At 44.9% G+C, this 18,369-nt stretch carries 14 protein-coding genes; 12 read left to right on the top strand and 2 right to left on the bottom strand.

Annotated elements, in window-relative coordinates:
- Positions 1-73: 73 nt before the first annotated feature.
- The 7 genes from nusG to rpoC all read left to right on the top strand — a co-directional run bounded on the left by nusG (position 74) and on the right by rpoC (position 11,651).
- Positions 74-634: a transcription termination/antitermination protein NusG gene (nusG, locus tag ACYVD4_RS15605; protein WP_460947231.1), complete on the top strand. Its 561-nt coding sequence runs from the start codon at positions 74-76 to the stop codon at positions 632-634.
- Between the two features lie 169 nt (positions 635-803).
- Positions 804-1,247, top strand: a complete 444-nt coding sequence (gene rplK / locus ACYVD4_RS15600) for a 50S ribosomal protein L11 (RefSeq protein WP_460947229.1) — start codon at positions 804-806, stop codon at positions 1,245-1,247.
- 26 nt (positions 1,248-1,273) lie between these two features.
- Positions 1,274-1,972, top strand: coding sequence for a 50S ribosomal protein L1 (gene rplA / locus ACYVD4_RS15595; protein ID WP_460947227.1), 699 nt, complete (start codon positions 1,274-1,276; stop codon positions 1,970-1,972).
- Between the two features lie 3 nt (positions 1,973-1,975).
- The gene (rplJ, locus tag ACYVD4_RS15590) at positions 1,976-2,509 is read left to right on the top strand and encodes a 50S ribosomal protein L10 (protein ID WP_460947225.1); all 534 of its coding nucleotides are present in this window, start codon (positions 1,976-1,978) and stop codon (positions 2,507-2,509) included.
- A gap of 120 nt (positions 2,510-2,629) precedes the next feature.
- Entirely contained in the window at positions 2,630-3,016 is a 387-nt protein-coding gene (gene rplL / locus ACYVD4_RS15585; RefSeq protein ID WP_460947223.1) for a 50S ribosomal protein L7/L12, read from the top strand.
- 312 nt (positions 3,017-3,328) lie between these two features.
- Positions 3,329-7,198 (top strand): DNA-directed RNA polymerase subunit beta, encoded by a 3,870-nt coding sequence (gene rpoB, locus ACYVD4_RS15580; protein WP_460947221.1) that lies wholly within the window; start codon positions 3,329-3,331, stop codon positions 7,196-7,198.
- 103 nt (positions 7,199-7,301) lie between these two features.
- Positions 7,302-11,651 (top strand): DNA-directed RNA polymerase subunit beta', encoded by a 4,350-nt coding sequence (rpoC, locus tag ACYVD4_RS15575; RefSeq protein ID WP_460947219.1) that lies wholly within the window; start codon positions 7,302-7,304, stop codon positions 11,649-11,651.
- Between the two features lie 87 nt (positions 11,652-11,738).
- Here the strand turns inward: rpoC and ACYVD4_RS15570 are convergent, their stop codons facing one another.
- Positions 11,739-12,689, bottom strand: coding sequence for an aldo/keto reductase (locus ACYVD4_RS15570; RefSeq protein WP_460947217.1), 951 nt, complete (start codon positions 12,687-12,689; stop codon positions 11,739-11,741).
- Between the two features lie 166 nt (positions 12,690-12,855).
- On the opposite strand from ACYVD4_RS15570, the gene ACYVD4_RS15565 reads away from it, so the two are divergent.
- From ACYVD4_RS15565 to ACYVD4_RS15550, 4 genes are all read left to right on the top strand, one after another.
- Positions 12,856-13,176 (top strand): DUF3467 domain-containing protein, encoded by a 321-nt coding sequence (locus ACYVD4_RS15565; protein ID WP_460947215.1) that lies wholly within the window; start codon positions 12,856-12,858, stop codon positions 13,174-13,176.
- Between the two features lie 166 nt (positions 13,177-13,342).
- Positions 13,343-13,765 (top strand): 30S ribosomal protein S12, encoded by a 423-nt coding sequence (rpsL, locus tag ACYVD4_RS15560; RefSeq protein WP_460947213.1) that lies wholly within the window; start codon positions 13,343-13,345, stop codon positions 13,763-13,765.
- Between the two features lie 130 nt (positions 13,766-13,895).
- Positions 13,896-14,363, top strand: a complete 468-nt coding sequence (gene rpsG, locus ACYVD4_RS15555) for a 30S ribosomal protein S7 (protein ID WP_460947211.1) — start codon at positions 13,896-13,898, stop codon at positions 14,361-14,363.
- Between the two features lie 90 nt (positions 14,364-14,453).
- Complete coding sequence (locus ACYVD4_RS15550; RefSeq protein ID WP_460947209.1) at positions 14,454-15,338, top strand: aldose 1-epimerase family protein; 885 nt, start codon at positions 14,454-14,456, stop codon at positions 15,336-15,338.
- Between the two features lie 76 nt (positions 15,339-15,414).
- On the opposite strand, the gene ACYVD4_RS15545 is transcribed toward ACYVD4_RS15550, so the two are convergent.
- The gene (locus ACYVD4_RS15545) at positions 15,415-16,983 is read right to left on the bottom strand and encodes a hypothetical protein (protein WP_460947207.1); all 1,569 of its coding nucleotides are present in this window, start codon (positions 16,981-16,983) and stop codon (positions 15,415-15,417) included.
- Between the two features lie 563 nt (positions 16,984-17,546).
- Here ACYVD4_RS15545 and ACYVD4_RS15540 point away from each other — a divergent pair.
- Complete coding sequence (locus ACYVD4_RS15540; RefSeq protein WP_460947205.1) at positions 17,547-17,930, top strand: hypothetical protein; 384 nt, start codon at positions 17,547-17,549, stop codon at positions 17,928-17,930.
- The last annotated feature ends 439 nt before the right edge of the window (positions 17,931-18,369 follow it).

Raw genomic sequence — 18,369 nt, 5'->3', positions numbered from 1 at the left:
TTTCGTACGATTTCCTGGTCGTACAACAGCCCAATAAATCGTAAATCGTGCTTCGTAAATCGTCAATCACTACATGAGCGGTATACAATGGTACGTAATTCGGGCCGTATCGGGGCAGGAAAAGAAAATTAAATCTTACCTCGATAACGAGATTATCCGGCAAAAATTAGACGAAGTGATTCCGCAGGTATTAATTCCAGCGGAAAAGGTATATGAAATGCGCAATGGTAAAAAGCGCGTTCGGGAAAAGTCATTCTTTCCAGGATATATACTTATTTCGGCTGATTTAGGAAATAACCGGGCGCTCGATATGATACTAAACATGCCGGGTGTTTTGGGTTTTCTAGGTAATTCGCAGGTAGGAACAACATCGAAAGTTCCTGTTCCATTGCGCCAGGCCGAAGTAAACCGGATTCTAGGTAAAGTGGATGAGGAAACTCAGGAGGTGGCAGCACCTACGTCATCATACCTGAAAGGTGAAAATGTTAAAGTTGTCGATGGACCATTTGGTGGTTTCATTGGTACGGTAGAAGAAGTATTTGACGACCGGAAGAAATTGAACGTCGTTGTAAAAATATTTGGCCGGAATACTCCGGTAGAACTCAGTTACGCACAAGTAGAAAAGGAAAGCTAGTCATCAGATTCGTTTTCCGTGGTTCGGCATCCTATGCTTCCCTCAGAGGATGATCAACCAAAACCAGTTGATTTGTTACGAAAGGAGTGCGGATTGGTTATGTGGCTAACCAGTTAAGAAACCTAAGTAGTAACGAGGCCGCTCGTGCGGTCGTAACTCAATTACCACAATGGCAAAAGAAGTAGGTGGCTACGTTAAGCTGCAAGTCAAAGGTGGGCAAGCCAACCCCGCACCTCCAATTGGTCCGGCTTTAGGTTCCAAGGGTTTAAATATCATGGAATTCTGCAAGCAGTTCAATGGACGGACGCAGGATAAAATGGGGATGGTATTACCTGTTTTGATTACGTACTATAAGGATAAATCCTTTGAGTTCGTGATTAAAACGCCACCGGCACCGATTCTGCTAATGGAAGCAGCTAAGCTGAAAGGCGGCTCTGCTCAACCAAACCGCAAAAAAGTTGGCTCGGTAACGTGGGATCAGGTTCGGACAATCGCGGAAACGAAGATGCCAGACCTGAATGCCTTCACGGTTGAGTCTGCGATGAAGCAGGTAGCAGGTACAGCCCGCAGCATGGGCATTACGGTGACGGGTACATCGCCTTTTGAGAATTAATTAGACTTGCCGAAGCAAACAAAGACATGGCTAAGTTAACGAAAAAACAAAAAGAAGCGCAATCGAAATACGATAGTTCGAAAGAATATTCGATCCAGCAAGCGGTCGAAATTCTGAAAGAAATTTCGTACACAAAATTTGATGCTTCTGTGGATATTGACGTTCGGTTAGGCGTTGATCCGCGTAAAGCCGACCAGATGGTACGTGGCGTTGCTACGTTGCCACACGGTACGGGTAAAACGGTTCGCGTTCTGGTGCTTTGCACACCGGACAAGGAAAACGAAGCGAAAGAAGCTGGTGCCGATTTCGTGGGACTGGACGATTACATTCAGAAAATCGAACAAGGCTGGACGGACGTTGACGTGATTATCACGATGCCGAACGTTATGGCTAAAGTTGGTCGTCTGGGTAAAGTATTAGGACCACGCGGTTTGATGCCGAACCCTAAATCAGGGACGGTAACGCCGGAAGTTGGTAAAGCTGTTCGTGAGGTGAAGGCTGGTAAAATTGACTTTAAAGTTGATAAACAGGGTGCCATTCACACGAGCATTGGTAAAGTATCGTTTACGCCAGATAAACTGGCTGAGAACGCACAGGAAATCATCAGTACGTTGTTAAAACTGAAGCCTTCTTCGGCTAAAGGGACCTACGTAAAATCGATTAACCTGTCGAGCACGATGAGCCCGGGAGTAACGATTGATAAAAATACGGTAGCCGGAGTTTAAGCCATGAAACGCGAAGAAAAAGGAGCAATTATTGAGGAATTGGCTGAAAAGTTTCAGACCATTCCCTTCTTCTACATCACGGAAGCCAATGGCATGACGGTTGCTGAAGTCAATACGTTACGTCGGATGTGTTTTGAACGGGGTATCGAGTACAAAGTGGTAAAGAACAGCTTCATTAAAAAAGCGTTGGAACCACTTGAAACCGATTACACACCTTTCAACGAAACGGTGTTGCATGGTCAGTCGGCGGTGATGTTTCACCCTGAAAATGGGAAAGCACCAGCGAAACTTATCAAAGAGTTTCGTAAAACGAATGACAAATTGCAACTGAAGGCTGCTTCGATAGATTACAGCCTGTTCATTGGTGCCGATCAACTTGATACGCTCATTGCACTGAAGAGCAAAGAAGAGCTTATCGGCGAAATTATTGGTCTGCTGCAATCTCCTGCCAAAAACGTTATTTCGGCGTTGCAGGGTGGTGGCAACAAACTGGCCGGTATTCTCAAAACGCTGTCGGAGCGCGAAGAAGCAGCTTAGCTGTAATGCGGATATAATGTCCGTAATTTTCCGACAACAAATGAGGCCAAATTTCTGGTAAATCAGTCTGGCCGCTTTACTAAACAAATTGTATCACAATCAAATTAAGAAAATACTACAATGGCAGATTTAAAAGCGTTCGCTGAGCAGCTTGTAAGCCTGACGGTTAAAGAGGTTAATGAATTAGCCGCTATCCTGAAAGATGAGTATGGTATTGAGCCAGCTGCTGCTGCTCCTGTAATGGTAGCTGGTGGTGCTGCAGGTGGTGGTGATGCTGCTCCGGCTGTTGCTGAGAAAACGTCTTTCGACGTAATTCTGAAATCGGCTGGTGCTGCTAAACTGGCAGTGGTGAAACTGGTTAAAGACCTAACCGGTCTTGGCCTGAAAGAAGCCAAAGAATTAGTTGATGGTGCTCCGAAACCAGTAAAAGAAGGCGTTGCTAAAGATGAAGCTGAAGCGCTTCGTAAGCAACTCGAAGAAGCTGGTGCTGAAGTAGAAGTTAAATAAGCAACGGCGCATTTGTATATCGCTCCAGATAGGGGAGGCCAGACCAACGTCTGGTCTTTTCCTGTTTGGAGACTTTTTGTCTGAGCGCTTGCAAAAGACAAACTTATTTTTATTGCCTTATGTTCTTTACTTACGCCCCTTGGGTTGGATGACGCCTGGGGAGTATCGATTTATGAGAGCAAATGTAGATGGATTGGCCATATTAACGCAAATCTTATCTGTAAAATAAAGCTTGTAAATCAATTATGTGCCGTAGCAAATCTTCGCAACGCACACATATAGAATCGGTTACGCACTAAACGAAGCATAATCTTGGCGACAAACGCGAAAATCAGTACGCGCAAAAATTTTGCGACGATTCAGCCAGTGATTGGATACCCAGATTTTCTGGATATTCAGGTAAAATCCTTCAAAGATTTTTTCCAGCTTGATACGCCTTCTAACCAACGTTCGGAAGAGGGGCTATTCAAAGTATTTCAGGAAAATTTCCCTATTTCTGACTCCCGTGAGAATTTCAAACTGGAGTTCATCGATTATTCTGTCGATCCCCCAAAGTACTCGGTTGATGAGTCGATTGACCGTGGTTTAACGTATTCAGTACCGCTGAAAGCTAAACTGCGTCTATCGAACAACGATCCCGATAATGAGGATTTTGAAACGATTGAGCAGGAAGTATTTTTAGGTAACATTCCATACATGACCGAAAAAGGCTCTTTTGTTATCAACGGAGCTGAACGGGTTATCGTATCTCAATTACACCGGTCACCAGGGGTGTTTTTCTCGATGAGTAAGCACACGAATGGTACCAAACTATATTCGGCCCGTATCATTCCGTTCAAAGGCTCATGGATTGAGTTTTCGACGGATGTGAACAATGTCATGTATGCTTATATCGACCGGAAAAAGAAATTCCCGGTAACGACGTTGCTACGTGCCATTGGATTCGGTTCGGATAAGGATATTCTTGATTTATTTGGTCTGTCAGAAGAAATTCCAGCTACGCCAGCTAACCTCAAGAAGGCTATTGGTCGTCGGTTGGCTGCTCGTGTACTACGTACATGGACAGAAGACTTTGTGGATGAGGATACAGGCGAAGTAGTTTCGATCAGCAGAAATGAAGTATTGTTAGAACGTGACTCATTAATCACGGTCGATGATATTGATGTGATCATTGACTCAGGCCAGAGTTCGGTTATTCTTCATAAAGAAGACATGAACATGGCCGACTACAATATTATTTATAATACGTTGCAGAAAGATAGCTCTAACTCTGAGAAAGAGGCTGTAGAGCAAATCTATCGGCAACTACGTAACGCTGATGCGCCAGATGAGCAAACCGCTCGGGAAATTATCCAGAGTTTGTTTTTCTCGGATAAGCGTTATGATTTGGGTGATGTTGGCCGTTATCGGATCAATAAAAAACTGCAGCTAGATATTTCATCTGAAATGAAGGTGTTAACCACAGAAGACATTGTGTCGATTGTGAAATACCTGATCGGATTGATTAATTCGAAAGCAGTTGTTGATGATATTGACCACCTTAGCAACCGGCGTGTTCGGACTGTAGGGGAGCAGTTGTATGCACAATTCGGTGTTGGTCTGGCCCGTATGGCTCGGACTATTAAAGAACGGATGAACGTTCGGGACAACGAAGATTTTAAACCTGTTGACCTGATTAATGCCCGCACATTATCGTCGGTTATCAATTCGTTCTTCGGTACAAACCAGCTATCGCAGTTCATGGACCAAACTAACCCACTGGCAGAGGTGACGCACAAGCGTCGTATGTCAGCTCTGGGACCGGGTGGTCTGTCGCGCGAACGAGCGGGTTTTGAGGTTCGTGACGTACACTATACGCACTATGGTCGTTTGTGCACAATCGAAACACCGGAAGGTCCGAATATCGGTCTGATTTCTTCGCTGTGTGTTTACGCGAAAATTAACAGCATGGGCTTCATCGAAACTCCTTACCGTATCATTGAAAATGGTAAGGTTTCTATGGATAAACCCGTTCAATATCTAACGGCCGAAGAAGAAGATACGCATTACATCGCTCAGGCAAATGCAGGCGTTGATGATAAAGGTAACTTCCACGTAGACCGTTTGAAAGCTCGCTTTGAAGGTGACTTCCCGATGGCTGAGCCTTCAAACGTAACATTTATGGATATTGCTCCGAACCAGATCGTATCGGTTGCTGCTTCCATGATTCCGTTCCTTGAGCATGACGATGCTAACCGGGCTCTAATGGGCTCGAACATGCAACGTCAGGCTGTACCGTTGCTACGTCCTGAAGCGCCAATTGTAGGTACAGGTCTGGAAGGTCGTGTTGCTGTCGATTCGCGGACGCTTGTTATTGCCGAGGCTGATGGCGTTATCGATTTTGTTGACTCAACTAAAATTGTTGTCAAATATGAATTGAGCGATGACGAACTGGCTGTTACGTTTGATGATGATACGAAAACGTATAACCTCATTAAATTCCGCCGTACTAACCAGGACACATGCATTAACCTAAAACCAACGGTGCTGAAAGGCCAGAAGGTGAAGAAAGGAGATGTACTGTGCGAAGGTTATGCTACGCAGGCAGGTGAACTGGCGCTGGGACGTAACATGAAAGTGGCGTTTATGCCATGGCAGGGTTATAACTTCGAGGATGCTATCGTAATTTCGGAGCGTGTAGTACGTGAAGATATCTTTACATCTATCCACATCGAAGAGTTTGAACTAGAAGTTCGTGATACTAAACGTGGTGAAGAGGAATTGACCTCAGAAATCCCGAACGTATCGGAAGAAACAGTTCGTAACCTTGATGAAAACGGTATTGTTCGCGTCGGTACGGAAGTAAAAGAAGGCGATATATTGATTGGTAAGATTACGCCAAAAGGCGAAAGCGACCCAACGCCGGAAGAAAAACTGCTACGTGCCATCTTTGGTGATAAAGCGGGCGACGTGAAAGATGCTTCGAAAAAAGCACCACCGTCGTTGAAAGGTGTAGTTATCGATACCAAGCTGTTTGCCCGTCCGGCCAAGGAAGAGCGTGGTAAGCACAAGGATGAAGTAAAAGCTCTGATGAAAAAATACAGCCGTGAGTTGACAGACTTCCGCGCTCGTATGATTGAAAAAACAGTGGCTCTGCTTGAAGGTAAAACCAGCGCAGGTGTTAAGCATAAATTCGGCGACGAAGTTGTGAGTAAAGGCGTGAAGTTTAACCGGAAAAATATTACCGATAACCTCTTTCCAGATAAAAACGCGTATCGTGACGAGAGTGGTTATGCCGTACCAGAAGAAGCTAACCTGCTAGCTGATCTGAATCTGAACGAGTGGACAGATGATGAAAAGCTAAATGAAATGGCTGTTTCATTGGTGAAAAACTACAATAACCGTCGGAGCGAAATTACAGGTCGGTTTAAGCGTGAACGGTTTACACTTGAAGTTGGTGACGAACTGCCTGCGGGTATCGTGAAACTGGCGAAAGTTTATATCGCTAAAAAACGGAAACTGAAAGTAGGGGATAAAATGGCTGGTCGCCACGGTAACAAAGGGGTTGTTGCCCGGATTGTTCGTGACGAAGACATGCCATTCCTTGAAGACGGAACGAAAGTCGATATCGTACTAAATCCGTTGGGCGTACCTTCTCGGATGAACCTGGGGCAGATTTACGAAACCGTATTGGCTTGGGCTGGTCAGAAGTTAGATCGCAAATATGCAACACCTATTTTCGACGGAGCTACCGAACAGCAAGTTGCTGATGAACTTGATGCCGCTGGACTGCCATCGTTTGGTCGGACATACCTTTACAACGGTTTAACGGGCGAGCGTTTCGATCAGAAAGTAACGGTGGGTATTATTTACATGCTCAAACTCGGTCACTTGGTCGACGACAAGATGCACGCACGTTCGATTGGGCCTTACTCGCTCATTACACAGCAACCCCTGGGTGGTAAAGCGCAGTTCGGTGGTCAGCGTTTCGGGGAAATGGAAGTATGGGCGCTCGAAGCGTTCGGTGCTTCGAATATCCTGCAAGAGATTCTGACTGTGAAATCGGATGACGTAGTAGGTCGGGCGAAGGCGTATGAGGCAATCGTTAAAGGTGAAAACCTGCCGAAGCCAAATATTCCAGAATCGTTCAACGTACTTGTGCACGAATTACGTGGTCTTGCCCTTGAAATTACATTAGAATAACGAGACATGGTGCAAGGAGCATGGTGAAAGGAGTCTACGAAGACAATCCTTGTGCTGTGCTCCGAGCCCCCTGTTTCTCTTTCAAACCTATAATCTCCAACCAATGTCGTTCAAAAAGAACAAAAAACTCAATAGCGACTTCCAGAGCGTGACCATCAGCCTGGCATCGCCGGAGTCTATTTTGGAGAGTTCCTACGGCGAAGTGACACAGCCGGAGACTATTAATTACCGGACTTACAAACCCGAGATGGGCGGCTTATTCTGTGAGCGCATTTTTGGGCCTGTGAAAGACTGGGAGTGTCATTGCGGTAAATACAAACGGATTCGCTACAAAGGCATTATCTGTGACCGCTGTGGTGTTGAAGTTACGGAGAAAAAAGTTCGCCGGGAACGCATGGGACACATCGAACTGGTGGTTCCCGTTGCGCATATCTGGTATTTCCGTAGTCTGCCAAACAAAATAGGATACCTGCTTGGTCTTTCTACAAAAAAACTGGATCAGGTTATTTACTACGAACGCTACGTAGTTGTTCAGCCTGGTGTAAAAGCCGAAGATGGTATCAATCAGCTCGACTTTCTGACGGAAGATGAGTATCTGGATATCATTGACAAATTGCCGAGCACAAATCAGCACCTCGACGATAAAGATCCGAATAAATTCATCGCTAAGATGGGGGCCGAAGCGTTGGAAATGCTGCTGTCTCGTCTGGAATTAGATGAACTCTCTTACCAACTACGTCACGCAGCGGCTACTGATACGTCGCAGCAACGTAAAGCGGAAGCGCTGAAACGTTTGAAAGTTGTTGAGGCATTCCGTGAAGCAAACGGACGTATTGAGAACCGCCCAGAGTGGATGGTAATCAAGATGGTGCCGGTAATTCCGCCCGAGCTTCGTCCGCTTGTCCCTCTGGATGGTGGTCGTTTCGCTACGTCTGACTTGAACGACCTGTATCGTCGGGTTATTATCCGGAACAACCGTCTGAAGCGCCTGATCGAGATCAAAGCGCCTGAAGTTATTCTACGTAACGAAAAGCGGATGTTGCAGGAGGCTGTCGATTCATTGTTCGATAACTCGCGGAAAGTTAACGCTGTTCGCTCAGAAGGTAACCGTGCCCTGAAGTCGCTGTCTGACATGCTGAAGGGTAAACAAGGTCGTTTCCGTCAGAACCTGCTCGGTAAGCGTGTCGATTATTCTGGTCGTTCGGTTATCGTGGTTGGTCCTGAACTGAAACTGCATGAATGCGGTCTGCCGAAAGACATGGCGGCTGAGTTGTTCAAGCCGTTCGTTATTCGGAAACTGATTGAGCGGGGCATCGTGAAAACGGTGAAATCAGCGAAGAAAATCGTTGACCGCAAAGATCCGGTTATCTGGGATATTCTGGAAAACGTACTGAAAGGTCACCCTGTTCTGCTGAACCGGGCTCCAACGCTGCACCGTTTGGGTATTCAGGCATTCCAGCCGAAGCTGATCGAAGGTAAAGCGATTCAGTTGCACCCACTTGTCTGTACAGCGTTCAATGCTGACTTTGACGGTGACCAGATGGCTGTTCACGTACCACTAGGACAGGAAGCTGTGCTCGAAGCGTCGCTGCTGATGCTGGCTTCTCACAACATCCTGAACCCTGCCAACGGTGCGCCAATCACAGTACCATCGCAAGACATGGTGTTGGGTCTCTACTACGTAACGAAAGGACGTAAGAGTACACCCGAATATCCAGTTTTGGGTGAAGGTATGACGTTCTATGGTGCCGAAGAAGTTATTATCGGTATCAACGAAGGAAAAATTTCTAAGCACGCCAACATTAAATGCCGGGTGAAAGTCCGGGATGAAAGTGGCGAGTTAGTTTATAAAGTAATCGATACAGTTGCTGGCCGATTATTATTTAATCAGGCTGTTCCAGAAGAAGTTGGGTATATCAACGAACTTTTGACGAAGAAAAAACTGCAACAGATTATTGCGTTTATCTTCAAAATTTCGGGAGGTGCGCGGACCGCTCAATTCCTTGACGAAATTAAGGAGCTTGGTTTCCAGATGGCCTTCCGGGGCGGTTTGTCGATCGGTCTGAGCGACGTCATGATTCCAGAAGCTAAACAAGGATTGGTTGAAGAAGCCAAAGCCGAAGTTCAGGGCGTATGGGATAACTACATGATGGGTCTGATTACTGAGAACGAACGCTACAACCAGGTTATCGATATCTGGACGCGCGTAAACTCTCGTCTGACCGAAACGCTGATGAAGCAGCTTGAAGCTGATCAGGGTGGGTTCAACTCAATTTACATGATGATGCACTCGGGAGCTCGTGGCTCTCGTGAACAGATTCGTCAGTTGGGTGGAATGCGGGGCCTTATGGCGAAACCGCAGAAGAACCTGCAAGGCTCAGTGGGTGAGATTATTGAAAACCCAATTCTGTCGAACTTTAAAGAAGGTCTCGACGTACTGGAGTACTTTATCTCGACACACGGTGCCCGGAAAGGTCTGGCCGATACAGCTCTGAAAACGGCTGATGCTGGTTACCTGACTCGTCGTCTGCACGACGTAGCACAGGACGTAATCATCAGCGAAGATGATTGCGGAACGCTACGTGGTCTGCAGGTATCTGCTCTGAAAGATAACGAAGATATCGTTGAGCCACTTTCTGAGCGGATTCTGGGACGTACTACGGTTCATGATATTTATGATCCGCTTTCGAAAGAACTGATCGTTGCCTCTGGTGAGTTAGTTACGGAAGACGTAGCAGCTCATATCGATGAAACGAGTATCGAAACTGTTGAAATTCGTTCGGTATTGACCTGCGAATCGAAACAAGGCGTTTGTGCAAAATGCTATGGTCGTAATCTGGCATCGGGCCGGATGGTCGATATTGGTGAAGCTGTAGGCGTTATTGCTTCGCAGTCTATCGGTGAGCCAGGTACACAGTTAACACTACGTACCTTCCACGTAGGTGGTACGGCATCGAACATCGCTGTCGATGCATCGATCAAAGCGAAATTCGATGGTCTGATCGAGTTCGAGGAAATGCGGACGGTTGAATCAGAAGATGCCGAAGGAAATCCTCAGACGGTTGTAATGGGCCGTTCGGGTGAAGTTCGGATCGTGAATCCTGAAGATCGTAGCCAGGTATTAATCAGCAATAACGTACCATACGGTGCATTCCTGCGGGTTAAAGAAGGTGATATAGTGAAGAAAGGCGATGATATATGCGCCTGGGATCCTTATAACGCCGTTATCCTGTCTGAACTTACTGGTTCGTTGACGTTCGATGCTATTGAAGATGGTATCACGTATCGTGAAGAGTTCGATGAGCAGACGGGCTTCCAGGAGATGGTGATCATCGAAACCCGTGACAAAGCGAAAAATCCAGCCATTGTTGTACAAGGAACAACAACCCTGACATTACACTTGCCAGATAACGATGGTGGCCCATTACAGAAGAGCTACAACTTACCAGTTGGATCTCGTCTGGTTGTAAAAGCGGGTCAGAACATTAAAGCAGGTCAGCCGCTGGCTAAAATTCCACGTAACGTTGGTAAAACCCGCGATATTACGGGTGGTCTGCCACGGGTAACGGAATTATTCGAAGCTCGGAACCCATCGAACCCAGCTGTTGTAAGCGAAATCGACGGTGTTGTTACGTATGGAACTATCAAGCGGGGTAACCGCGAAATCTTCATCGAGTCGAAAGACGGTACGAAGAAGAAATACCTTGTGCCGCTGTCGAAGTTTATCCTTGTACAGGACAATGACTTCGTGCGGGCAGGCGCTCCGTTATCAGATGGTGCAATTACGCCAAGCGATATTCTGGCGATCAAAGGCCCAACGGCTGTTCAGGAATATCTGGTAAATGAAATTCAGGAGGTTTACCGTTTGCAAGGAGTGAAAATCAACGATAAGCACATCGAGGCCATTGTGCGTCAGATGATGCAGAAAGTTGAAATCATTGACTCTGGCGACACGAACTTCCTTGAAGGTCAGGTTGTGGATAAGTGGTTGTTCCGTGAGGAAAACGACAAAGTCCTTGATGCTAAGGTAGTAATGGACGCTGGTGATTCGCAGAACTTCAAACCTGGTATGATCGTAACGAGCCGTCAGCTTCGTGACGAAAACTCGAGCCTGAAACGTCGTGATATGGCTCTTGTGACCGTTCGTGATGCAATGGCTGCCGTTTCGCAACCAACGCTGATGGGTATTACACAGGCTTCGTTAGGTACAGATAGTTTCATCTCGGCAGCTTCCTTCCAGGAAACTACGAAGGTCTTAAGTGAAGCATCTATCCGTGGTAAGCGCGATATGCTCGAAGGCTTGAAAGAGAACGTAATCGTAGGTCATTTGATCCCGGCTGGTACAGGTATCCGCCGTTATCAGAATGCGATTGTCGGTTCGAAAGAAGAACTCGATACGTTAACAGAATCACGCGAGTCGTTTGCACGTAGCAAAAAACGGGCTACGGTTTAAATCTCGAATGTAACTGATATGAAAATCCCCGGTTAGGAATGACCGGGGATTTTTGTTTTAAAATTTTGACAACTAATCGATTCATGCTTATCGACTTGCGAAGTCAAGTAGCTCTAAATCTTCAGCGTCAAGCTCTAATATGGTGGCCGCGAACAAAGTTGCTAGCTGAGACTGACTCGTAGCACTGGCAATAGGAGCACCAATATGTGGCTGAGCCAACAACCAGGCCAGCGAAACTGTAGCCGGGTTAGTATTATGCTTAGCTGAGACCTTATCGAGAGCTTCCAAAACAGCCAGACCCTGCTCGTTCAGGTATTTTTTAGCTCCTTCGCCACGCACGCTCTTATCCAGATCGGGTGTTGAGCGATATTTTCCGGTTAAAAATCCGGCTGCCAGAGCCCAATATGGAAATACGGTTAAACCATATTTCTCAGCCAATGGTGCATAATCAGTTTCGTACTTGCTACGTTCCACTAAATTGTAGTGTGGCTGTAAGGCTACGTATCGGGGTAAACTGCTCTTTTCTGCTACGTCGAACGATTCGGTTAGGCGTTCCGGTGATAGGTTAGATGCGGCAATATATCGTACTTTCCCAGCTTTAATAGCCTCATCATAAGCCGATAATGTTTCTTCTACAGGAGTTTTATCATCATCGAAATGGGTGTAATACAAGTCGATGTAGTCTATTCGAAGCCGTTGCAGTGATTCGTCTACCGACTTCAGAATATGTTTCTTACTGATGTCGTTTGGATGCTCTTTTGTTTGCGAGCCGACTTTAGTGGCAATGACCAATTTATCTCGGTTTCCTCTCGATTTGAGCCAGTTTCCAATAATTGTTTCTGACTGACCACCTCTACCATTAATCCACCATGAGTAGGTGTCGGCAGTATCGATAAAATTAAAGCCTGCCGACACAAAACCATCTAAAATCTCAAATGATTGAGCTTCGTTCAGTGTCCAGCCAAATACATTACCGCCTAAGTTGATGCGGGCGATTTCTAAATCGGTATTTCCAATCCTTACGTTATCTGTCATCATTTAGCATATGAATTGTATTCTATTTTATTACGTCTGGTGAGCTTAAATTGTTTCCATTAGTAAAATTGACCTTCAGCTGATGATAAATCATATTAGGTTTGTTCTATAAATAGATAGATGTGGTTGAAATGATCGGATCGTTTATTTTTGCAAAAAGATAGATTTCATGAATCAGCAACAACAGAATTCGGAAGGGGCTATAGATGTAGAACTCAGCGAAGAAATTGCTGAGGGAGTTTATGCCAATCTGGCGATGATAGCTCACTCAAACAGCGAATTCATTCTCGATTTTATCCGGCTAATGCCGGGCGTGCCGAAAGCAAAGGTAAAAGCACGCATCATTCTTACACCCGAACACGCCAAGCGTCTGCTTGATGCCCTTCGCGAAAATATCAGCCGCTACGAAGAAGCGAACGGTAGCATCAATGAACCCAACCAAAATTTCAGATTCCCAGGTGGTTACGGTGGCCCAGGCGGACAGGCCTAGTTTACGTTATAGAGTTGTAAGGTTGTATAGTTGTGAAGTGCGAGCAACCAATGGCACTTTGTAACCATACAACTTTATAGTCTTATAACTCTACAACTTAATAAGTTTTTCCCTATCTTTGCACCTCAAAATTCGGGAAGACTGTTTTTTTGTAAACAAACTCAAAATGCCTACTATACAACAATTAGTACGCAAGGGTCGTGAAAAGCTGGTCGACAAATCAAAATCACCTGCTTTAGATTCTTGCCCACAACGTCGGGGTGTGTGTACTCGTGTATACACCACGACACCTAAAAAGCCTAACTCGGCACTTCGTAAAGTGGCTCGGGTTCGCTTGAGTAACAACAAAGAAGTAAACGCCTACATTCCAGGCGAAGGTCATAACCTACAAGAGCACTCAATCGTACTGATTCGTGGTGGCCGGGTTAAAGATTTGCCAGGTGTTCGTTATCACATCGTTCGGGGTGCACTCGATACGGCTGGCGTAAGCGGTCGTCTGCAGAGCCGCTCGAAATATGGTGCTAAACGTCCGAAACCAGGTCAGGCACCAGCCGGCAAAGGTGCTCCTCAAAAAGGAAAGAAAAAGTAATTAGTCATGTATGATGTAAGGTATATGATGTATTAAAAAGATATATCATAGATTCTGTCTCATATATAAAAAAAATGACTGGACGTTGGAAAGGCTGCGTTCAGAGTAAGACCAAAAATCTGAAGAAAACATGAGAAAGGCGAAACCGCCCAAGCGTTACGTGTTACCCGACCCTAAATATAAAGAGGTCCTGGTAACCAAATTTGTAAACAATCTGATGTACGAAGGTAAAAAGAGCCTGTCGTACTCCATCTTCTACGACGCACTTGAAGTAGTGGCTAAACGCACGAACGAGAACGGTCTGGATACGTGGAAAAAGGCATTAAATAACGTAATGCCATCAGTAGAAGTTAAAAGCCGTCGCGTCGGTGGAGCTACTTTCCAAGTACCAACCGAAGTACGGGCAGACCGAAAAGTCGCAGTAGGCATGAAATGGCTTATTAAGTATGCTCGTTCGCGTGGTGAAAAAACTATGGTAGACCGTTTAGCAGCTGAAATAGTTGCCGCATCGAAAGGTGAAGGTGCAGCTGTGAAAAAGAAAGACGATACGCACCGCATGGCTGAAGCCAACAAGGCGTTCTCGCACTTCCGGTTCTAATACCAGTTTAACCGGCCAATCTTCCCGGTGGTCGTTAAAAACAGATAAAAGCCGCTCTAACATTGAGCGGCTTTTGTTGTTTCTTTGCATATGATTACGTTAGAAAACGATTTTCTCCGCGTCTCGATTCGCTCTAAAGGAGCCGAACTAACTTCTCTTTTTCATAAACCCAGCGGCATTGAGCATTTGTGGCAGGCCGATCCAACGGTTTGGGGTTGGCACGCGCCCAATCTTTTCCCGGTTGTAGGCGGGTGTTTGAACAACGAAGTACACATAGATGGCAAAACGTATCCTATGGAACGGCATGGCTTTGCCCGGCAGTCTGTCTTTGAGGTGACCGAATCAACGGCTTTGCATGCTATTTTTTCGCTACGTTCCAGCGAAGCTACCCGAACACATTTTCCATACGAATTTGAATTTCAGATTATATACGAACTTGAAGCAGAGCGTTTGTCGATTACATATCGAGTCGTAAATCAGGATGAGAAAACGATTTTCTTCTCAGTAGGCGCGCATCCCGCTTTTACGGTTCCGTTTGTTGCTGATGAAACTTACGAAAACTATTATCTTCAGTTCGAAGCCAAAGAGCATTTAGAAACGCACAGGTTGTCGTCTGGCGGCTTTTTTACGGGCGAAACAAAGGCTGTTCAGACCGAAAATAATGATACATCCAGGAGCCAATTACGACTAACCAAACACTTGTTCGATCAGGATGCGCTGGTGTTTAAAAATCTGACCTCACGTAGCATCGTGCTACGTAGTGATAAAAATGAACATGCTGTTACGGTCAATTTCTCGGATTTCCTGTATCTGGGTGTGTGGGCCAAACCGGGTGCCTCTTTTGTCTGTATCGAGCCTTGGCTTGGTTGCGCCGACAGCGAAGGAAAAACTACGCCATTTGAAGAAAAAGAAGCCATTCAGCAACTAGACGCTGGGAATGTATTCGAAGCTTATTTTTCGATTGCTATAACGTAACAATAAATAGCTCTTATAACTAAAAAGCCGCTGGATTGAATCCAGCGGCTTTTTAGTTATAAGAGCTTGGCTACGTCTATTGAGTTTCGTCTAATGGCGTAAAGTCTTTAAACGTCCGTTTTATAGCTTTATCAGTGGCTTCTTTCTTGCTTTGCCAGTTCGCATCTAACTCCAGAGCTACCAAACCGCTCAGGCTCATTACGTTCCGAAAATCGTCGAGTTTCTTGATAAATTCGTTGCTACGTCGGGTTGCTTTGAGGGCAAATTCCCGCGAGAAAATGTCGCCCTTATTCTGAAGTTCACTTTTCTTTCCCAGTACGTAATTGTATCGGTCGAGTAAGTCTTTCATAGACTTCCCAATAACCTCGGTAGCCTCCAGTGTTCCCATCGTGAGTACGGCTGTACCACCAACGGCGGAAATGATACGTTGCGAACTTTGGTTACCAGCCGTTATAGCTGGTGAAACTCCGGTAACAGCGCCTAAGGACGCATTGGCTACTGACCGATTTCGCTTACCGCCTTTTGCCCGCTTGTAATCATGTTTGAGTTGCTCCTCCTTGTCGCCAAGTTGTTCAACCAAACCCCAGGCCTGTACAAGTGCCTGTCGGTATTGCGCGTAATAATAGCGGTCTTTTTCGGCTTCATTTACCGTATTTAAAACCGTAAACGTAATTCGGCGTTCTTCCCGATTTTGTGCTTTATCGAGGACATAAAACGTTACCTGAACATTCAGCGAGTCATACGGATCTTTCACGAAATCATAGCCAGGCTGCCAGATGAACTCATACTGATTATCTGTATTTTTAATCAGTGCCGATTTGGGAATTTGCTGATTATCGGCCAGAAAATTGAACGTTGCTACGTCATCTTCTCCATTTGGGTCCCATAAATAAAACTTTAAATTGACCGTTGCATTTTCGCGTAATTTATAATGCATTGCTTTCGGCACAACAGTAATATCGGGGGGAAGATCCATCTGTGTAACCTCTACCTTTAAACGTCCTTTGGTACGTGTTTTGGCAGGTTGGTCTTCTACCCAGAACTCAATGTATTGAGGAGATTGCTTGAGTCGATTAAACTGATTAAGCGACAAGTTCCAAGTTAGTTCTCCTTGCGATGAAAGCTTACTGCCCTCAGGCATCTGATCGGAGATTGGAATAAATACGATTGGGTCACCATCTTCGTCTCGTACCATTTGCCCATCCAGTTTATACACATTTTGAGTTCGGTAGCTAACGTAGAAAGGCCGAAGCTCGCCAACAACAGGTGGGCGATTTACGTGTAATACTTTTAAATCGACTATTTTGGTGGCCATGTGTCCATACTGGTCGCGAACTTCAAACGCAACAGGAAAGATTTTGGTCGTCTGAATACGGTCTGCTACGTCGAAATCGGGCGTCCATGAAAAATGGCCCAACGAATCGAGTTGCATTGATTCAGGAGTATCGGAACCAAACGAATAATATAACGTGTCATTGGCAGGGGCAATGGCCTTCAGGTCAAACCGAATGGTGCTGCCTTCCGGCACTACGTTCCAGTTTGTTTGAGTAGGTAGTATAAGCTGTAGTCTAGAATCCTGCGCATGGACGCTAGCTACTGTAAACAGCACTAACAACCAAGCTGTTATACCGGCAGTTCGGTTCATAATAACACGGAAAGGTGGTTTGTTGTAAAAAACGTAAAAATACGCCGAAGATTTCGTCTAAGCCGTTTTATCAGTTAATAATGCTATTATTCTTAGCAAAAAAGCTGGATTTGTGCGTGATAATTATATTTTTCAAAGAAAAAGTAATAAACACATTTTTAGTCTGAGAATGCAGCTATGATGCAAATGGAATATAAAAAGAAGGCTAGGGGAGTAAAGGGCATAAAAAAATCAGCCAACACATACGTATTGGCTGATTGAAGATTGGACAAAATAATGTGGATGGAAGGGCTAAACGAAACCTACTTCTCGCAGCTCCACAAAAATCTATATTCTATGTAGGATTAAATACGGGTAATGCCCCTAATTTAGATGGGGAAAAACACCGTAACAAATACGGGAAATTTCCCGTATTTCCCCTTTTTTATACTTATCAATACTCTTAATATCAACGGTTTACAATATGCTTGAGTAGGCGTAATAGGTGTATATAGTTAATTGAAAGAAATAAAAAATAGCTTGCTAAAAAATCTTATTACCTGCCATATAAATTGATAAGAAACATGGAAGAGAATCAAAACAAGATTTTATTGATCAAGGCTAGCCCTGATTGTGAAGTAAGTAAAGAGTTAATTCCGGTTGACGGAGTTCGTGATCGGGTTCAGAAGTATATTGACCATACCAATGGCTTTGCCGGTTTAAAAAAGAAGCATGCCAGTAACTTCAGATTAGAAGATATACGAGAAATGCTTGAATCGGCTCCTAAGGCTGCGTTCTTGAGAGTTTATCTGGCTACTGATAAAGATGAAAGCAAAGATCCGGTAATGATCGTAGCTGCTACGGATGAAAAAGGTAATGTATTTATGAGTACAATGGTGGAAGAATGTTGTGGCTGTCCACCGTGTGATGACGCAAAATTTATAGAAGATCCTTTCTTGCATAAATAATGGGGTGGTTAATAGCGAATATATTTTTTCAGAGTTGTGGCTTGCTTGGCTGGTATTTGAATCGAAAACAATTGCCAGCCAGGTTAAGCTACATTGCATTAATGATAGTTGCTACGTTACTCATTGAAACGATAGCCTATTTGTTACTAAGGCAGTCTCGAAATAATCTATTTCTGTTTCATTTTCTTGCTCCTATACAATATGCGCTACTGGTGTTTCCTTATTCACAAATCATGCGTGAACGGGTTATACGTAACGGAATTTTGGTATCAATAGGAGCTGTGTTCGTAGTAGCTATCATATTTGCACTTACCGTTCAGCCGATAACAGTATATAATACGTATACACAGCTATTGGCTTATATTTTACTGACAATCTGGGCTTCTCTTTATTTGTGGCAATTGCTGACCGACGACGTACTTATTCTGGTTGAACGCGA

Source organism: Spirosoma daeguense (assembly GCF_054776875.1).
Note: the sequence above shows the minus strand (reverse complement) of the source record. Positions and strands in the feature narration are given on the sequence as shown.